At 35.9% G+C, this 17,730-nt stretch carries 18 protein-coding genes, 1 rRNA gene and 1 pseudogene; 16 read left to right on the top strand and 4 right to left on the bottom strand.

Going from position 1 to position 17,730, the window contains the following annotated elements:
- Positions 1 to 67: 67 nt before the first annotated feature.
- The 5 genes and pseudogenes from rrf (at position 68) to IGK91_RS10860 (ending at position 6,039) form a co-directional block, all read left to right on the top strand.
- Positions 68 to 183: ribosomal RNA gene (gene rrf / locus IGK91_RS10880) — 5S ribosomal RNA — on the top strand.
- A gap of 624 nt (positions 184 to 807) precedes the next feature.
- Entirely contained in the window at positions 808 to 2,028 is a 1,221-nt protein-coding gene (locus tag IGK91_RS10875; protein ID WP_010737063.1) for a metallophosphoesterase family protein, read from the top strand.
- A pseudogene (locus IGK91_RS10870) lies at positions 2,025 to 4,744 on the top strand (AAA family ATPase). Before IGK91_RS10875 ends, IGK91_RS10870 begins: the two are co-directional and overlap by 4 nt.
- Positions 4,728 to 5,672 carry a 3'-5' exoribonuclease YhaM family protein gene (locus IGK91_RS10865; RefSeq protein WP_010737065.1) on the top strand — a complete coding sequence of 315 codons (945 nt, stop codon included), beginning with the start codon at positions 4,728 to 4,730 and terminating at the stop codon, positions 5,670 to 5,672. Before IGK91_RS10870 ends, IGK91_RS10865 begins: the two are co-directional and overlap by 17 nt.
- A 151-nt stretch (positions 5,673 to 5,823) precedes the next feature.
- On the top strand, positions 5,824 to 6,039 hold the full coding sequence (locus IGK91_RS10860) for a hypothetical protein (RefSeq protein WP_010720908.1): 216 nt from the start codon (positions 5,824 to 5,826) through the stop codon (positions 6,037 to 6,039).
- 175 nt (positions 6,040 to 6,214) lie between these two features.
- On the opposite strand, the gene IGK91_RS10855 is transcribed toward IGK91_RS10860, so the two are convergent.
- The 3 genes from IGK91_RS10855 to IGK91_RS10845 form a co-directional block, all read right to left on the bottom strand.
- Entirely contained in the window at positions 6,215 to 7,225 is a 1,011-nt protein-coding gene (locus tag IGK91_RS10855) for a peptidylprolyl isomerase (RefSeq protein WP_010737066.1), read from the bottom strand.
- 176 nt (positions 7,226 to 7,401) lie between these two features.
- Positions 7,402 to 7,740, bottom strand: coding sequence for a YtxH domain-containing protein (locus tag IGK91_RS10850; protein WP_010720906.1), 339 nt, complete (start codon positions 7,738 to 7,740; stop codon positions 7,402 to 7,404).
- Entirely contained in the window at positions 7,733 to 8,167 is a 435-nt protein-coding gene (locus IGK91_RS10845) for an HIT family protein (protein WP_010720905.1), read from the bottom strand. The genes IGK91_RS10850 and IGK91_RS10845 overlap by 8 nt, the downstream gene beginning before the upstream one ends.
- A 135-nt stretch (positions 8,168 to 8,302) precedes the next feature.
- On the opposite strand from IGK91_RS10845, the gene IGK91_RS10840 reads away from it, so the two are divergent.
- From IGK91_RS10840 to trmB, 4 genes are all read left to right on the top strand, one after another.
- Positions 8,303 to 9,040, top strand: coding sequence for an ABC transporter ATP-binding protein (locus IGK91_RS10840; protein WP_010720904.1), 738 nt, complete (start codon positions 8,303 to 8,305; stop codon positions 9,038 to 9,040).
- A complete protein-coding gene (locus IGK91_RS10835) occupies positions 9,033 to 10,244 on the top strand; it encodes an ABC transporter permease (RefSeq protein WP_104325119.1) in 1,212 nt (403 codons plus the stop codon). Before IGK91_RS10840 ends, IGK91_RS10835 begins: the two co-directional genes overlap by 8 nt.
- A 179-nt stretch (positions 10,245 to 10,423) precedes the next feature.
- Positions 10,424 to 11,206 (top strand): phosphotransferase family protein, encoded by a 783-nt coding sequence (locus tag IGK91_RS10830; protein WP_010720902.1) that lies wholly within the window; start codon positions 10,424 to 10,426, stop codon positions 11,204 to 11,206.
- Positions 11,207 to 11,344: 138 nt separating this feature from the next.
- On the top strand, positions 11,345 to 11,998 hold the full coding sequence (gene trmB / locus IGK91_RS10825; protein ID WP_010720901.1) for a tRNA (guanosine(46)-N7)-methyltransferase TrmB: 654 nt from the start codon (positions 11,345 to 11,347) through the stop codon (positions 11,996 to 11,998).
- A gap of 111 nt (positions 11,999 to 12,109) precedes the next feature.
- On the opposite strand, the gene ade is transcribed toward trmB, so the two are convergent.
- Positions 12,110 to 13,846, bottom strand: coding sequence for an adenine deaminase (gene ade / locus IGK91_RS10820; protein WP_010737070.1), 1,737 nt, complete (start codon positions 13,844 to 13,846; stop codon positions 12,110 to 12,112).
- Positions 13,847 to 13,973: 127 nt separating this feature from the next.
- On the opposite strand from ade, the gene comGA reads away from it, so the two are divergent.
- The 7 genes from comGA to comGG are packed head-to-tail and all read left to right on the top strand — an operon-like array spanning position 13,974 to position 17,691.
- Positions 13,974 to 14,903, top strand: a complete 930-nt coding sequence (comGA, locus tag IGK91_RS10815; RefSeq protein WP_010737071.1) for a competence type IV pilus ATPase ComGA — start codon at positions 13,974 to 13,976, stop codon at positions 14,901 to 14,903.
- The gene (gene comGB, locus IGK91_RS10810) at positions 14,860 to 15,909 is read left to right on the top strand and encodes a competence type IV pilus assembly protein ComGB (RefSeq protein WP_010737072.1); all 1,050 of its coding nucleotides are present in this window, start codon (positions 14,860 to 14,862) and stop codon (positions 15,907 to 15,909) included. The genes comGA and comGB overlap by 44 nt, the downstream gene beginning before the upstream one ends.
- A complete protein-coding gene (comGC, locus tag IGK91_RS10805; RefSeq protein WP_010720897.1) occupies positions 15,906 to 16,202 on the top strand; it encodes a competence type IV pilus major pilin ComGC in 297 nt (98 codons plus the stop codon). The genes comGB and comGC overlap by 4 nt, the downstream gene beginning before the upstream one ends.
- Entirely contained in the window at positions 16,183 to 16,641 is a 459-nt protein-coding gene (comGD, locus tag IGK91_RS10800) for a competence type IV pilus minor pilin ComGD (RefSeq protein ID WP_370629693.1), read from the top strand. Before comGC ends, comGD begins: the two co-directional genes overlap by 20 nt.
- A 28-nt stretch (positions 16,642 to 16,669) precedes the next feature.
- Positions 16,670 to 16,942, top strand: a complete 273-nt coding sequence (locus tag IGK91_RS10795; RefSeq protein ID WP_014834442.1) for a hypothetical protein — start codon at positions 16,670 to 16,672, stop codon at positions 16,940 to 16,942.
- Complete coding sequence (comGF, locus tag IGK91_RS10790; protein WP_010737075.1) at positions 16,917 to 17,351, top strand: competence type IV pilus minor pilin ComGF; 435 nt, start codon at positions 16,917 to 16,919, stop codon at positions 17,349 to 17,351. The genes IGK91_RS10795 and comGF overlap by 26 nt, the downstream gene beginning before the upstream one ends.
- A complete protein-coding gene (gene comGG, locus IGK91_RS10785) occupies positions 17,320 to 17,691 on the top strand; it encodes a competence type IV pilus minor pilin ComGG (RefSeq protein WP_010737076.1) in 372 nt (123 codons plus the stop codon). The genes comGF and comGG overlap by 32 nt, the downstream gene beginning before the upstream one ends.
- The last annotated feature ends 39 nt before the right edge of the window (positions 17,692 to 17,730 follow it).

Raw genomic sequence — 17,730 nt, 5'->3', positions numbered from 1 at the left:
GTTTACGAAATACTTCAAATCCAGTTTTGAGTGAGCAAAAGCAAACTCAATAATGATAACACCACAGTGTGGTGGCGATAGCGAGAAGGATACACCTGTAACCATGCCGAACACAGAAGTTAAGCTTCTTAGCGCCGATTGTAGTGAGGGGTTGCCCCTTGTGAGAGTAGGACGTCGCCACGCAAATGGTGAAAAGCAGATGAATTTAGTTCATCTGCTTTTTTGTTTGCTTAAATTAAGAAAAAATAAAAAGTTAGGAATAATCGTATTTGGGATTGTTCCTAGCTTTTTTACAAACAAAGGTATATTAAAACAATGAAGATAGAAAAGCGAGGCATTCCTCCTATTTAGCTGGTTTTTAGTAAAAGATAAAAGGTGACAAAATTAAATATAGTTAACAGGTTGTTTGACGAAGTGAGGCTGCCAAGTAAAAAAATTGCACTGAAATTTGCAAACAGATTAAAGATAGACAGCTGGAAATACAAGTTACGCTACATATCAAAAGACAGTGTGTTAATTCCCCATTTTCTTTTTCTATACTTTTAGAGAAAAAGGAGTAAATAATCCTCATGCTTCTACTTTTACCATAAAATACAAAAAAGTTAGGCATAAAGCAAGGGGAGAATTGGTCGGAGTAATCTATTCGAGTGAATGCGAACAAATTTTCGGTTTTTGATGAAAAAAAGCAATGAAAATGGTATGATAAAAGGGCATATAATTTTATAAAGCAGTACCTATTTTATAAAAATTATTCAAATAAAGCCGGATAAGGCATAAATTCATCTTGAGTAAAAAGGAGGACACTCGATGGTTAAATTCATCCATGCAGCTGATTTACATATCGATCGCTCTTTTGAAGGACTAGTAAATTTAGATAAATCGGTACAGGAAAAATTATTAGAGGTTAATTTAAAAGTTTTAGCAAATATTGTAGACAAGGCTATAATAAATGAAGTTGATTTTGTTTTACTTGCGGGAGACACCTTCCATCAAAATCGTCCTTCATTAAAAATCCAAAAACATTTTTTTGATCAAATCGAACGATTGAATGAAAAAGAGATTGCTGTCTATTTGACATTTGGAAATCATGATTATTATCAATCAGAGCGCTACTGGTTTACTTTTCCCGAAAATGTCCATTTATTTACTTCGGAAGAGGTAGAAACAAAGACATTTTTATCTAAAAAAGGGGAAAAGGTCGCCATCAGCGGGTTTAGTTATTTACACCAGTGGATACAGGGAGATAAAGTTACTGAATTTCCTTTACGACACTCAGTGGATTATCATATCGGTCTGTATCATGGCGAAATAGGGAGCAATCAGCGGGGAAACTATGCACCTTTTCAGCCGTCTAAAATGCAGGAAAAAGGCTATGATTATTGGGCATTAGGACATATCCATGTGCCAATGTCTTTAAACGAAAAAGAAACAATGAATTATCCAGGGGCACCTCAAGGCCATACCCAAAAAGAGCAGACAGCTAGAAATGTTTTATTGGTTGAATTGACCTCCAGTGAATGCCAGACGATTCCGCTAGAGGTCGCAGAAGTATACTGGGAGAGTAAGACCGTGTCTTTAAAAACTGCTCTGACTACGCAAGACGTGTTACAAGTGATTCAAGAGCAGTTAACTATGGGAAATCCAAAACTGACGTTGTTAGATTTAAAGGTAACAGAGTATCATCACTTGAACCAAGAAGTGATTGATCGAATCTATTCTGGCGAATTACTTGAGTATTTAATGGAAAAAATAGCCAACCTATCTACAAATTTACTTATTTGGCGTATATCTATTAAGGAAGATGAAAGAATGAATCGAGTATCGTTGAAGGTCTCACAGACATTAGTTGACCAACTCTTTGAAACTTATCGGGTAAGTGAAGATTTCCATCAGATTTTAGGTGAGATGTACAGTCATCCTGATGCGGTTCGCTTGATGAATGATTTACCTGAATATCAGGAAGGTACCTTGACTAAAGCCAAGGCAATACTGGAGCAAGATTTTGTGTTTGAGGAGGAAAGTATATGAGAATCCTTCGAATCGAAATAGCTGCATTTGGTAAGTGGAGACAAAAAACATTTGATTTTATTTCTGGAAATCAATTGATCTACGGTGAAAATGAAGCAGGCAAGTCAACGATTTACCAATTTATTCAGGCTGTATTATTTGGCTTCCCTTCAAAAGGAAAGAAGAAAAAAGACTATACGCCGAAAGATGGGGCTGCCTATGGTGGGAAAATTTGGTTAGAACATCCAGTTCATGGAGAAATACTAGTTGAACGTTACAAACAGCAAAATCGTGGGAAATCTAAAGTCCTTTTTAATGAGCAACAGGGAAGTGATGAATTATTAGAGAAATTACTATCTCCACTAACAAAGGATTTATTTCAGCAGGTTTTTACTTTTCAACAAGAACAGTTAACTGAACTAGATCATCTACGAGAAAAAGAATTACATGATGCACTGATCTCATTAGGGATTACGGGTAGTTCGTATGTTTTTCAAAAAAGACAAGAATATTATCAGCAAGCCCAACAGCTTTTTAAGAAAAAAGGGCAGAAACTGCTTATCAATCAGAAATTGAATGAGTGGAAGAACCTTCAAGAAAGAGTCCATCAAAAACAAGAGCAGGAATCTTTTTTCGGTGAACTCGTTCGACAAGAACAAGCCTACAGTCAAGATCAAAGAGAGCTACAAAAAAAACTCCAAGAGATAAACGAAAAAATTTCTCAGATCAAGCAGCAAGAGCTGAATTATTCTTTATACGAAGAGTGGCAAACACTTAAAGCCAATATCTTACCACAAGTTCCTGAAGAACAGTTGCTTTTAGACTTAGAGGAATTCACTAAACGCTATCAGCAGATGACGGAACGCCTAGATGAGCTCGAAGCTACTTTAGAAAAACATAGCGGAATGGATCAACAGTCGGCACGATATTATTTCTATTTGGAACAAGAGCAAGTACTAAAAGAATTGCAACAACAGCAAACACAAATCGAACATTGGCTGAATGAATGGCAAAGACTCCAAGTGGAAGAACGAGAAATTGATTCAGAATTAAAAATTTTAGAACAAAGCTGGCAATGGCAACGGACACAAGAGCCACAAGAATTTTTGCATACCGAAGAATGGCAGCAACTGTTTTCTGAAAATCGTTTGTTGAAAGAACAAGTCAATCAATTATCAATCAGATCAGAAATCGTCTTAGAGCAGCAGCGGACGATTGAAGCGGAGATCAACCAATTAGAAGCCACACATCCAGAATTATTACAGTCGGCACCTTCAGAAGTTCGTTCAAAGAACAAAACACCGTTTGCTATTATCGGCGGATTCTTTTTTGTAGTGGGGATCTTCCTACCAATGCCTTGGAAACTAGGAGTCTTTTTATTAGCCTTAGGTACATTGGGGTATTCATTTTATGAAAGGAAATCACTGAATGGTCAGAAAAGTGATTTATCAGAAATCAAAGGTAAGTGGCAAGAAAAACTAGGACAATTAGACAATACGTTAGCCCAAATCGAAGAGATTAATCAAAGTAAAAACAAGCTAGTGATTGAACAACAAAAAATCCAACAAAAAGCCTTCGATTTTACAAAGGTCCATCACTTAGGAACGATGAATACCTTAGAAGCGATGAAGGAATATGGGCATGAAGTATCCGATTATCAAGACTTGTATAGCCGCTTGATCAAGAAACAAGAACGAGCAAATGAGATTCAACAAAAGTTGATACAGATTGATCGTCAGTTTGAATTGATTAAGGAATGGTTACCGTTACAAGATAAAGGAATCGCTGAAAAAATGGTGCTTTTAACGAACTTCATCCAAGAAATGGAACAATTGAAATTCGCTAGAAGTTATCAACAAAATACACTATTGAAACAAGAAATCAACCAATTGAAAAAGAAACAAAAAAGTTTGATCGAACACTATAGCGGACAGATGGAACAGGTCGGACTTGCTTATCCATCCGAAGTAGCTGCTTATTTGCAAAAAGCGCAACAAACAAAAACACAACTTCAACGACTAAAAGAGTTGGATGAGATTCTCGCACCACTTTTTCCAAAAAAACGGACACGGGAGCAATTAAGTACTGAACTGTATCATAATCAAGAGAAACAACGGCAGTATCAGTTTGAAGAAAAACAATTGATCGAACAACGTCAGCGGTTAAAGATCCAAATCGAGGAATTACAAAAAGATGGTACGTTGGATGAGATGTACCAAGAAGAAAGTTTATTGAGAGCACAACTGCAACAACTGATGGAACATTGGGGCGGTCTAATGGTCGCTGGGACTTTTTTAGGGGATCTGTCTACAGAAATGAGTGAACGTCAATTACCACAATTGTTAAAAGCTGCTGGTCACTATTTAGGAGTCTTAACACAAAATCATTACCAAGAGATTTTATTGAGAAATGATACTTTGACACTAACAGACGGTGTAACTGATTTTCCCATTTATGAATTATCTACAGGAACGAAAGATCAACTAATTATGGCCATGCGTTTTGCCTACCTATCGTTAGAATCAAAACGTTCGATCTGTCCAATCATCATAGATGACGGTTGGTTGCATTATGACCATCAAAGAAAATATCAATTAGCTAAATTGTTAGCTGATTTCGGTCAAAATTATCAAGTTATTTGTTTTTCTTCTGACCAAGAAATGGTAAGCTATTATCAGGAGCTTCAACAATCTGTGAATATATTAAAGGATGTATAAAGAATGAAAAAAATTCGTGAATTAGTTGTCGATGAACAATTTGAATTGTTTGTTTTAATTAAAAATGCTGATGTCAGAGTTGCGAAAAACGGAAAAAAATTTATTGCATTTACTTTTCAAGATACGTCTGGAACGATTGATGGCAAATATTGGGATGCTTCTGAAGAAGAAATCAACAAGTTTACTGCTGGGACAGTTGTTTTCTTAAGTGGGAAGCGGGAAATCTATCAAGGAAACCCACAAGTAAAGATTTTGCATATGCGATTGACTAAACTTGAAGAGCCAAGTGATCCTAGTTTTTATATGGAAAGGGCTCCTTTGAAAAAAGAAGAAATGGAAGAAGAAATCAATCAATTATTATTTGATATAACAAATGCTCATTGGAATCGGATTGTCCGTCATTTACTAAATAAATATCAAAAGCAATTTTTTGAATTTCCCGCAGCAAAACGGAATCATCATGCTTTTGCGAGTGGATTAGCTTACCACACATTGACTATGTTGCATTTAGGTAAAGCGATTGCTGATGAATATCCAGAATTGAATCGATCGTTGTTATACGCAGGAATCATTTTACACGATCTCGGAAAAGTGATTGAATTATCTGGACCGATGAGTACGGAATATACTTTAGCGGGTAATCTAGTGGGGCATTTGGTACTAGTAGATGAAGAGATCACGAGAGCATGTATCGCATTGAAAATAAATGAAGCAGATGAAGATGTTTTGGTATTAAGACATATGGTCTTAGCACATCACGGCTTATTAGAATACGGATCGCCGGTTCGACCACGTATCATGGAAGCAGAAATCTTACACCAGATCGATAATCTCGATGCTTCAATGCAAATGATGTTGACGTCGATTCGTCAAACAGAACCTGGAAAATACACTGAACGGATTTTTGGAATGGAAAATCGTAGTTTCTATGTTCCCAAAGAACTATAGATAACTAAAGGCACGTAGCCTAACACGAACTACTTGTGAGCCTACGTGTCTTTATTATTGGAAAATTTATTTTGTTATTGATAAAAATCTACAATAGTGTAAGATTGTAGTCAGATGAGAAACCGTTTTACTAATAGGGGGAAAATAGTTAATGAATCATTATATCCAATCTCTTGGCGTTCAAAGAGATCCGCTATTTTTCTGGGTATTGGGAATTTTCTTCTCAGTATGTTTGTTGTATATGGCTTATAAATTGAGAAACAAATCCAAGATTGCTTTGATTACTTTAACGACTACGGGCGTCTTTATTTGTATTTTTGCTATGTTTGCAACGATCGTTACACTGATGACCAGAATCAGTTACTAAAAAACAGCTCTTTGTCAAAGTGAATAGGTAGCGAAAAAACATCAAAGTCAATCATTTACTTTGGTGTTTTAATCTATGCTTATCTTTTATAAAAAATAAGGTGGAAATTACGATCCTTCTTAGAAATTATAGCGTCAACAAAAAAACAGACCAGGATAGGTCTGTTTTTTTCATCTTATTTGCTTGATGATTCAGTTGTTGATGATTCAGAAGTTTTTGTTGATTCAGTTGTTTTAGATTCAGAAGATTTTGTTGATTTTGTTTTAGACTCAGATGTATTGGTATTAGCTGTTTCCATAGTAAATGGCGTTAATACATTTTTAAAGGCATCATCTGTGACTTTTACATTTTCTTCTTTTAATACTTTAGCGATAATTTCTTTTTGTAGGTCTTGATCACTTTCTTTTGTATCTCGGGCGATTGATTCTAATTGTTTCTTGTATTTATTCATGTCATCGCCTTTATTTTGGTTTTTGACCATTTTTACAACATAATAATCTGTTGAGTATGAAGTTGTATTTGTCGCTGAGATAACGTCAGATACTTGACCGTCTTTTAATTTGAAGGCTGCTTCTTTCACTTCAGTTGGAACATCTGTCGTTTGAGAATCAAATTTGATTTTTCCGCCATCTTTTTTAGTTGCTTCATCGGTTGATTTTTCTTTTGCCAATTTCGCAAAATCAGTTCCATCATCTGCTGATTTTTTCACTTCTTTTGCTTCATCTTCACTGCTTACTTTAATGATTTGTGCTTCAACTTCTGGATGGAAAGTTTTCCAAGCTTCTTTTAAATCTTTTTCTGTCACTTTGACGTTAGCACTTATACCAGCTTTTAATACTAAACTGCTTCTAAGTGCTTGTTTATATGAGTCTTCTGTATAACCAGCTGCTTCTAATTGTGATTTAAAGGTGTCACCGTAAGTTTCTTCATTCTTTTTGTATTCAGCATTGACATCTTTATCCGTTACTTTATCGCCATATTTATTTTCAAAGGCTTTGTAAATAATCATATTTTGAACTAATTGTTGGTTGTTTTGCGTATGTTTTGCTTCATTATAAAAATCTTCAACCGTGATAGTTCCGCCTTTCATTGTGGCGATGTCTTTATTTGTACTACCTGAACAAGCAGCTAATGCTAATACAGCTAGCGCACTAGTTGCAGCTAAAATTATTTTTTTCTTTTTCATTAAAATTGCTCTCCTGTGATTTATTATTATTCTTACAATAATAACTATACCATATCTATTTATTAATAAAAACGTTCTCGTGATAGTTTCAAATAAAATTCAAATTTTGATCACATTCCTAACTAAAAATTAAAAAAACAATAAAATTAAAATCAAAAGTGTTATAAAATTCCGCATTATTGCATGTCTTGTGGCAAATCATTTGTTAATTTTTCAACTTGTTCTTGGATTTGTGCAATTCTTGGTTCTGCTTGAAATTTAAAATTTTCAATATCTTTTTTCATTGATTCTTGAAAAGCGGGGATCAAAGTATTAGCTGTTTCTTTTGTGTCAACTAATGCTTGTTTGAAATTATTAAGACTGTTATTTAAATCATTTGTTAATTCCGTTGCTTCGTCTAGTTCAGCGATCAATTTTTTTCTGGTTTCGTTCCCGCTTCTAGGAGCAAATAACAATCCAGATATAGCTCCAACGGTCGTTCCAAAAACGATTCCTTTTAAAAAGTTTTTAATCAATGTTCTTCACCTGCTTTACAATGGTATGTTGAATTTGTTGCAATTCTTCCGCACTATATTCTGACTGATGGTTACCAAAGTGGATCGAAAAATCATCTTCTTTACTATAGCGAGGGACCAAATGGACATGTGAATGAAATACAGATTGATAAGCCAATTCACGGTTATTATTCAAGATATTCAGTCCTTGCATCTCAGGAAAAGCTTCTTCAATTGAACGAGCGATTTTAGGGATACGTGAAAAGACATCAGCTGCTAGTACTTCGTCATATTCAAAAATATCAGAAACGTGTTGTTTTGGAATAACTAGTGTGTGTCCTTTTGTAGCTTGGGATATATCTAAAAATGCATAGACTTTTTCGTCTTCGTAGATTTTATAACTAGGGATTTCTTGCTTAATAATTTTACAAAAGATACAGTTTTCCATAGGAAACATCCTTTCCATCAAAAATATTATTTATGTTAACTTTACCATATGTTCAAAGATTTGTATGAAAAAAAATAAATTGACTTCGTTTTCTTCATGGTATAATAAAAACAATCGAACGACGGAGGAAAAATTATGAGTCTAATTGTGGAACATGTAACAGGTGGCTATGGACATCTACCTGTTTTAAAAGATATTAGTTTTAGTGTACAGCCTGGCGAAATGGTAGGATTGATCGGTTTAAATGGCGCTGGAAAAAGTACAACGATCAAACATATCATTGGCCTCTTAGAACAAAAAAAAGGATCTATCACGATTAATGATCTGAGTTTGAAAAAGAATACTGAAGAATACCGAAAACAAATCGGTTTTATACCTGAAACGCCTTCTTTATATGAAGAACTAACTTTAAGAGAACATATCGAAGTGACTGCGATGGCCTATGATATTCCAATCGATATAGCGATGCAACGAGCTGAGAAATTGTTACATACGTTTCGTTTGGAGAATCGCTTGGAATGGTTGCCAGCCAATTTTTCAAAAGGGATGAAACAAAAGGTGATGATCTTGTGTGCTTTCTTGATCGAGCCTTCTTTGTACATTATTGATGAGCCTTTTTTAGGATTAGATCCATTAGCAATCAATGCTCTTTTAGAACTAATGGTAGAAATGAAAAATGAAGGTTCAGGGATCTTGATGTCTACGCATATTTTAGCTACGGCAGAAAAATATTGTGATCGTTTTGTAGTTCTGCACAATGGAGAAATACGTGCAGATGGAACCTTAAAAGACTTACAGGAGGAATTCCGACTACCTGATTCTTCACTGGATGAAATTTATATCTCCTTGACAAAGGAGCAGGATCATGAATAATTTCTTTCAATTGCGATTAGCAAAACACCAGAAAAAAATGATGAAGTATTTGCGTTATGTACTAAATGATCATTTTGTATTGGTTTGCTTATTTCTATTTGGCGGAGTCGGCTTTTACTATTCAAACTGGTTAAAAACGTTAACGACTCCTTTTCAAATGGGTGGGATTATCCTTACGATCTTTTGGTTTATTTGTTTGTTTTTTGGTAAATTTGCCACTTTCACGCAAGCGGCCGATCTGGTTTTTCTACTACCGAAAGAAAAGGAGATGCATCAGTATCTCCAACGAGCTTTTCTTTATTCCAGTCTATTTCCTTCTCTGTTCTTAGGACTAGCTTGTGGCTTTTCAATGCCCCTCGTGGTTGTGACAACCGGGAAGCCTTTTTCTTTTTATTTCGTTTATTTACTGATTCTCTGGGGATTGAAGAGTAGTCAACTACAAATCAAACGAGTGGAGCTTTTCCGAATTGAAGAGAAAAAATTGATGGTATGGAAAGCTTCTTGGTATCTTTCGACATTGCTGATCTTGTTGCTTACGGTCTATGGATGGCTCTGGCTTGGATTGTTAGCTATGTTGATTCAATTAAATATTTACTTTTGGTTTTTATGGAAAAATATGACGTATCGGTTGGATTGGGAAAAAATGATACAAAAAGAAGAGCAACGTTTACATCAAATCTATCAATTCATCAATCTTTTTACTGACGTGCCGGAAATCACTTCTAAAGTCAAAAGAAGAAGGTATTTAGACCCGTTGCTTCAACATACGAAGAAAACGAAAGATAATACTTATTATTATCTTTATGTCAGAAGATTTATTAGAGGTTCTGATTTCAGTGGTCTTTTCTTACGCTTAGTGTTGATTGGAAGTATCTTGATTGCGGGTATTGAAGATGTTTATTTTATAACTGCTATTGGGGCGCTTTTTATCTATTTGATCGGATTCCAAGTGATTCCTTTATACAATCAATTTCGTTACATGACACTTGTCCAACTTTATCCAATCACGGAAAAGCAAAAAGAGGTTGCGCTGCAAAAGTTATTGTTAAATCTTTTGCTGATTGCCGCTAGTCTTTTTGGATTGATTGGTGCGATCGTATTAAATGGTCTAGACAAACTCATACCGATTATCAGTTATTTGATTGTCATCGGCTTGTTTATTAAAATCTATACACCGACTCGGATCAAGAAAATGAACGAATAAAAGAGGTGAAAAAACGAGAGAATAAGGCAGATTTGCTTTTTCTCTCGTTTTTTTGATAAAAGATGGTTTTTTAGAGAGGAATACAGGAAAAAAGAACGTATATGTGCTTGACGTTCGGGGCTTAGGCGACTAGAATAATAAGTACTGCAAATCATAGAGTTTAGAGGACGGGAGAATGCATGATGGAGTTTCAGTTAGACCAAGAATGGCGTTTACGCCCAATCAAAGGTGATACGGGAAAAACATACATAGGCATGCGCGATGAAGATAAGGTCTTTATTAAACGCAATACGACTCCAATGCTTGCTGCACTATCCCGAGAAGGAATTACACCAAAACTGGTATGGACGAAACGGACAGGAAATGGCGATACCTTAACAGCACAGGAATGGCTAGAAGGACGTTTATTAACTCCGACCGAGATCGGCCAGCGAAATGATGTTATTGATGTCTTGTATCATTTGCATCATTCTGCTTCACTTAAAACGATGTTGACTCGGATCGGTGGTAGAGTGATGACACCAGAAAAAATGTTGCAGCAATATGAACTGGAGTTACCTGAGACACTCAGAAAGAATCGATTTTTACAAATCGTTCACCAGTTTTTGCGTCAACAAATTCCACAGATGGATAAAGAGAACTTTGCAGTTGTACACGGAGATGTCAATCATCGGAACTGGTTAGTGTGCAAAAATTATTTGTATCTAGTTGATTGGGATTCAATTATGTTTGCTGATCCAGCGGTGGATATTGCCACGATTTTAGGGAATTATGTTCCATTATCTAATTGGAATCAATGGCTCGTTACTTATGGGATTCGCCCAACGGATGAGATATTAGAAAAATTACATTGGTATGCTGCGATGAATCTTTTACAAGAGATTACCCGATATTGTCAGCGTGAAGATCATCGACGAATGAATGAAGAGATCTTACAGTTGAAAAGAATTTTTAGTGGTTGAGCAAAGAGTCAAAAAGAATGAGTACGGTGTACGAATAAAGCATTTATTGTCGATTATTTATTCAGAGTTAAGATCAGAAGAGTAGAACATCACTTGTCTGATCTTTATTTTTTTAGGAAAGAAAGGAATGGAGTTTTCATGCGTGTACGTAATCGCCCAGGTGCTGCTGAAATGCTAGCAGCGCATCCAGATCTAGTAATAAGTGAACCAACCAAGTGGAGAGGTAAGTGGAACGAACTATTTGGCAATGAGCAGCCGATCCATATTGAAATTGGTATGGGAAAAGGTCAGTTTATCACAGGAATGGCTAAGGCTCATCCTGAAATCAATTATATCGGGGTAGAAATGCAAGTCAGCGTTGTATCAATTGCTTTAGATAAATTAATTGAACAACCATTACCAAATTTAAAACTATTGCATGTTGATGGTTCAGCGTTGACGGAATATTTTGCAGATAGTGAGATTGATCAAATCTATTTGAACTTTTCTGATCCGTGGCCTAAAAAAAGACATGAAAAACGCCGGTTAACGTATCATACATTTTTAGCGGTGGATGAACAAATTCTACGCCCTAAAGGAGAAATCCATTTTAAAACAGATAACCAAGGACTATTTGAATATTCATTAGCTAGTTTTTCTCAATACGGCATGATCATCAAACAAGTATGGTTAGATTTACATCAAAGTAAATATGAAGGAAATATCATGACTGAATACGAAGAAAAATTTTCTTCAAGAGGTCAAAGAATCTATCGTGTTGAAGCTCAATTTCCAGATAAAACGAAGAAATAATGACTTCATTTAATCAAAAGCAACCGAAACATTTTTGTTTCGGTTGCTTTTTTGGTTGTAGATGCAGCTGTTCGAGCAAGAAAAAATTGCTGGGACAAAGTATGTTCGTATTTATCTTATAGAAGGTTCAATCAAGCTAAATTTAGAAAATGAAAATAATCCTTTATCCGTGATCTTCAACTCGGGAATGACAGATAATGTTAGAAATGAGAGTGTCAAAAATGGATCGAATGATTGACTGGCACCTAGCGCATGCGCTTCTTTAGTTAAGGAAACTAACTGCTCATTCACAGCTAAAAAAGGCTCTTGTGACATTAAACCACCGATTGGTAATGGCAAACAAGCTAACTCTTGACCATCTGCAACAGCGATCATTCCGCCACCTTTTTTGATTAATTGGTTTGCTGCTATTAACATATCTTCGTCATTCGTTCCCACCACGACGATGTTATGGGAATCATGCGCAACAGTTGTTGCAAGAGCTCCTTTCTTTAGTTGAAATCCCTTAACGATCCCAACGCCAACATTTCCTGTTCGATGGTGACGTTCGATCACAGCAATTTTTAGTTGGTCGTTGGCAATTGAAGGAACAAAGACACCGTTTTTTGTGTCTACTTCTACGAGACAATCATTGGTCAATAAACTATTAGGAATGACTTCGATCATGTGGGCTTTTTCAGTACAAAGTGGTAAAGCAAAAGAATCGACCGTTAATGGTTTCACATCCATTTTTGGTAATTTTTGAGCATAAGTATTTTTTTGTCTCGGAAATTGTTCCAGATTCAATTGTGCATCCTCTACCACGATTTTTCCATTAGAAAAGACAGTATTGATTGGAAGAGTCGTTAAATCATTGGTTAAGAAGAAATCAGCTTGATAGCCAGGTGCGATGGCGCCTAGCTGACTTAAGCCAAAACATTCGGCAGCGTTTAGTGTGGCCATTTGAATAGCTTGTAATGGTTCCATTCCTAAATGGATTGCTTGGCGTATGATGTGATCGATAGAGCCTTCTGCAACCAGATCATCGATCAGTTTATCATCCGTGACAAATAAACAACGTCGTGAATTTTCTGGTGTTACAACGGGAAGGAGTGCTTCGAGGTCTTTTGCAACTGTCCCTTCTCGAATCATTAAATACATCCCTAAAGCTAGACGTTCTTTTGCTTCTTGTGCGTTAGTCGCTTCATGGTCGGTTTTTATACCAGCCGTCAAATAGACGTTTAGCTCATCTCCTTGAATACCAGCTGCATGACCATCGATTTTCATATTTTTCTCATGCATCAATTGTAATTTATCAATGATGGTTTTTTCGTTATTTGCAACAGCTTGGTAGTTCATCACTTCAGCAAGTCCCAACACTTCAGGACGATCAAGAAAAGGAATGAATGATTGGGCGTCTAGCACTGCACCGCTTGTTTCAAATGGTGTTACAGGAACGCAGGATGGCAGCATGATAAAAATATTCATTGGTACGGATTGGGCATCTTCAATCATAAAATCAAGCCCAATACTTCCTGCTACGTTTCCTATTTCATGAGGATCAGTAATTATCGAGGTGACGCCATGTAATAAAGAAATTTTTGCAAACTCGCTTGGAGATAAAAGTGAACTTTCGATATGCACATGCCCATCAATAAGTCCTGGTACGAGGTATTGATTTTTTGCATCATAGATTTCTTTGCCTTCGTATTGACCGATCCCCACGATTTTACCGTCACAAATCGCAACATCACCGGTTAGGATTTCTTTTGTAAAAACGTTGACGATTTGTGCATGTTTGATTACCAGATCAGCTGGTTCTTTTTTCCCAGCGACTAAAATATGCTTTGTTCGTAATGATTCCACCATGTTCCCTCCAAAATAAATTTTTAATAGTATAACATAAATTCGGATTTTGCCCATCTTTTAGCATTTAATGATACAAAAATAAAATAGTATTAGAAAAAAGACGTATGTTTTTTATGGAGGGGATAAGATGGATATAAAGGAGATATCAGATGATCTCATTAATGAAAGTTATAAAAAACGTGTTCAAGATATCTATATAATGCCTAATCAAACTGATTTCAATATTTATTACCGCTATAGTAAAAAACGAACATTCCAAAAAAGTATTGCATCAGATATTGGACAACAATTAATCTCACGCTTTAAATATTTAGGAGAGATGGATATCGGTGAGAGAAGAAAAGCGCAATTAGGTGCAATGACTTACGTCTTAAAAGAAAAAGAGGTCAGACTGAGACTGTCTTCTGTAGGTGATTACTTACAAAGAGAAAGTTTGGTGATTCGATTACTTTATGATTTGTCTGAAAAACAGTTCCGCTGTTTTTGTCCTGAGGATTTAAAGGTGATCAATGAGCGGAGTAAAAAGCGTGGGCTCTATTTGTTCAGCGGACCAGTTGGATCAGGAAAAACTTCTTTGATGTACTATTTGGCACAAGACAAAGAGGTACAAGTAATTACAATAGAGGACCCAGTAGAAATTGAAGAAACAGCCTTTTTACAATTACAAGTAAACGACAAAATCGAACAAACGTATGAGGAATTGCTGAAGCTTGCATTACGTCATCGTCCAGATTTATTGATCATTGGAGAAATCAGAGATAGCAAGACAGCGAATGTAGCAATTCGAGCAGCGTTGACAGGTCACCGTGTATTTGCGACGGTTCATGCCCGCCATTTAGATGGAACCGAAGCGAGAATTCTTGAATTAGTTGGCAGAAGCGATGAGTTTTTTGAATGTTTATCTGGCGTAATCTACCAAGAAATCCTTTTAGACCAAACACAAGCAGCAGCGGCTTTATGGGGTTACAACTTTACCTACAATGATTTTGAGAGGAAAGGGTGGGACCAAAGCTATGAAGAAGCAAAAAATAGTCGCTGGCGATCGTTTGCCTTCTAAGAAAATGTCACTGAACCATCAAGCAAAGTATATTCGACTGATGGGGGAGTTACTTGACCATGGATTTAGTATTCAAGAAGCAACGGAAATATTGTTGAAGATCACACCTGTCCCCCATATTTATTTACAGCAAGGACACCGTTTATTGCAAGAAGGACATTCTTTTTATGAGGTTCTACAAGCATTGGGTTTTACTCAAGACAAGCTTGTGCAAATCGAGTTAGCCAGTGCGCATGGGAACTTGATCCAAACATTGAATGGGATGGCAGAACAATTTCGTCTCGTAGCAGAATTTCGAAAAGAATTAAAAAAGATGATCAGTTATCCGTGTTTACTGTGTTTGTTTTTATTAGGGATCTTAGTTGCATTACGCCAATTTATTTTGCCACAGTTATTAACTTCGGAAATGGTCATGGATACGCATTGGGGAATCCGATTTTTGCAGTCCTTTCATTGGTATGTTCTTCTTGTTTTACTGTCTGTTGGTTTATTATGTCTGTTTATCAAGATCAGGCTCCTAAAAATGGATATGATTCAACGAGGGGAATGGTTCAGCAACAAACCATTGATTGGTTCGCTGTTTTCCCTCTACCAGTCTTCTTATATCGCTTTAGAATTTGGAAAATTATTCTACGAGGGATTAGAATTGCGCCAAATTATTTTTTGTTTGAAAGAAACAAAACAAGGGAGTTTGATCCAACTATTAGCATTTCGTCTGACAAAAGGGTTAGAATCAGGAATTTCTTTAGCACAGCAGTTTGAGACTTATTCATTTTTAACGGCTGAATTTAGTCAAATCGTTTTACAAGGGGAAGCAAAAGGAAACTTAGGTAAAGAACTTTTGTTTTACAGTAAATTAGCAAGACAGCATTTTTTCCAAAAGGTAAACCGTGGACTTTCATGGATACAGCCAGTCCTTTTTCTAGGAATTGCCAGCTTGATTCTATTGATTTATGCAGCAATTTTACTGCCGGTTTATGGCAACATTGAGGAGGTTTTATTATGAAATATCTAGTCAATTTCAGACGAAAACAATTAAGGAATGTTGAAAGTTTTACGTTGATCGAAATGCTGATCGTCTTATTAGTAATCAGCGCATTAGTTCTCTTGTTCATCCCTAATATTTCCCGCTATCGAGATCATGTCAATCGAGAAGGCAAACAAGCAGTGATGCAATTGGTCGATGCTCAAAAAGAATTGTACTCTTTGCAAAATAATGGGAAAGTCCCAACGATCGCAGAACTCTTAAAGGAGGGATATATAAAGCAAGAACATGCAGATGCCTATAACCGCAAATAAACCAATTTGCCTTACTGGTTATACTTTGATTGAAACCTTATTTGTTTTGGCGATCACTTTAGGATTATTTCTATTCCCTTCACTTTCAGTCTCAGCTTGGCAAAAGCAGATGACAATAGAGCAATTTTTTGCACAATTTGAAAGTCGGATATATGCCACGCAGAAAATAGCCATTGTCAGCCAACAAGCTACAAGAATCTTTTACGATCAATCAAAGAATCAAATTGTTTTTGACGTACCTAATCCAAATCTCGGTTGGTCAACTTTAGAGGTGCCAGATGAAATTACTGTCCAACAGATGGAAAAGCTCATATTCGCTTCGGGAACCGGCAATGAAAGTTCATTGCAAGCCTATCGGTTCTATTGGACAAATAAAAGACAAACAATCGTTTATCAATTTCAGCTAGGGAGTGGCCGATATATTAAAAAAATCGAATAGACATGCTTTTATTCTATTAGAAACAGTAATGGCTTTATCCATTACCTTATCGTGTATCTTTCTTGTCAGTCACGGGAATTTGTATTTATTAACAGCAGAAAAGCAAAATAATCAGGAAATCTTATTACTTCGCAGACTATATGAAGATGTAAAAACCTACCGAATGTATGAACAAATACCGAACCGAACGTTAAATGGACCAGATAGTCAGACAACCATAACCGCTAAAAAGAAAAAGATCGAAAAAGTGAAGCTCACACAAGGAGACAAAGTGATTGAGATTACCAAAATACCAGAATAAAGCTGCCTTTACACTGATTGAATGTTTGATTTCGCTTGCCATTTTAAGTGCTGTTTTACTTTCAATCAGTCTTTTAATCACGCAAACAACGAAAGTGGAACAATATTTACAACAAAAGGATCAAAAAGAGTGGCTGATTTTTTTAGCTCAGTTTGAAGAAGAAATAAAAAAAGGAAAAAATGTCGTCATTAAAGATAACCGTATTTATTATGAGATGGAAAAGAAAACCTATTTATTTGAACAATATCATGCGTTGATACGTAAACGAGAAGTATCAGGGGGACACCAACCTGTGTTAACACAAGTCAAGCATTGGGAAGTGAGAGATTCTACTGCAGCTATCACATTTTTAATCGAATTTATAAACGGAGAGAAGTATGAGGGGATTTGGACCAAGCCACTATCATAAAAAGCATAACAAGGGGTTCAGTAGTAATATCTTATTCTCAACCTTACTATTGTTTTTAGTTTGTAGTTCATTATTGTCGATCATTGTACAAACTTATCGCTCGACAGTAGATTTGAGCCAACGCATCAAAAATTATTATGTAGCAAAAATAATCAAACAAATGGTTTTATCTGAAAGTAACGAGTTGAAAGAACAGGGAATGTATCAATATAATTTAGGAAAGGCTCATTACAAAAGAAAAGCGAATCAGCTAACGATCGAAATTCAGATCGAATCTCAGCATTTTCAGTTCATAGAAATGCTTAACAGTGATACAGAAAGTAACACAGAAAGTGAGTGAATCCATGAAAACGCACTCTTTTCTGTGTTACCGCTGTTT

The sequence above is a fragment of the Enterococcus sp. DIV1208 genome (genome assembly GCF_050530455.1).
GTDB classification, from domain to species: Bacteria; Bacillota; Bacilli; order Lactobacillales; family Enterococcaceae; genus Enterococcus_B; species Enterococcus_B hirae.
The sequence above is the reverse complement of the archived record's forward strand: the minus strand, read 5'-3'. Positions and strand labels throughout refer to the sequence as shown.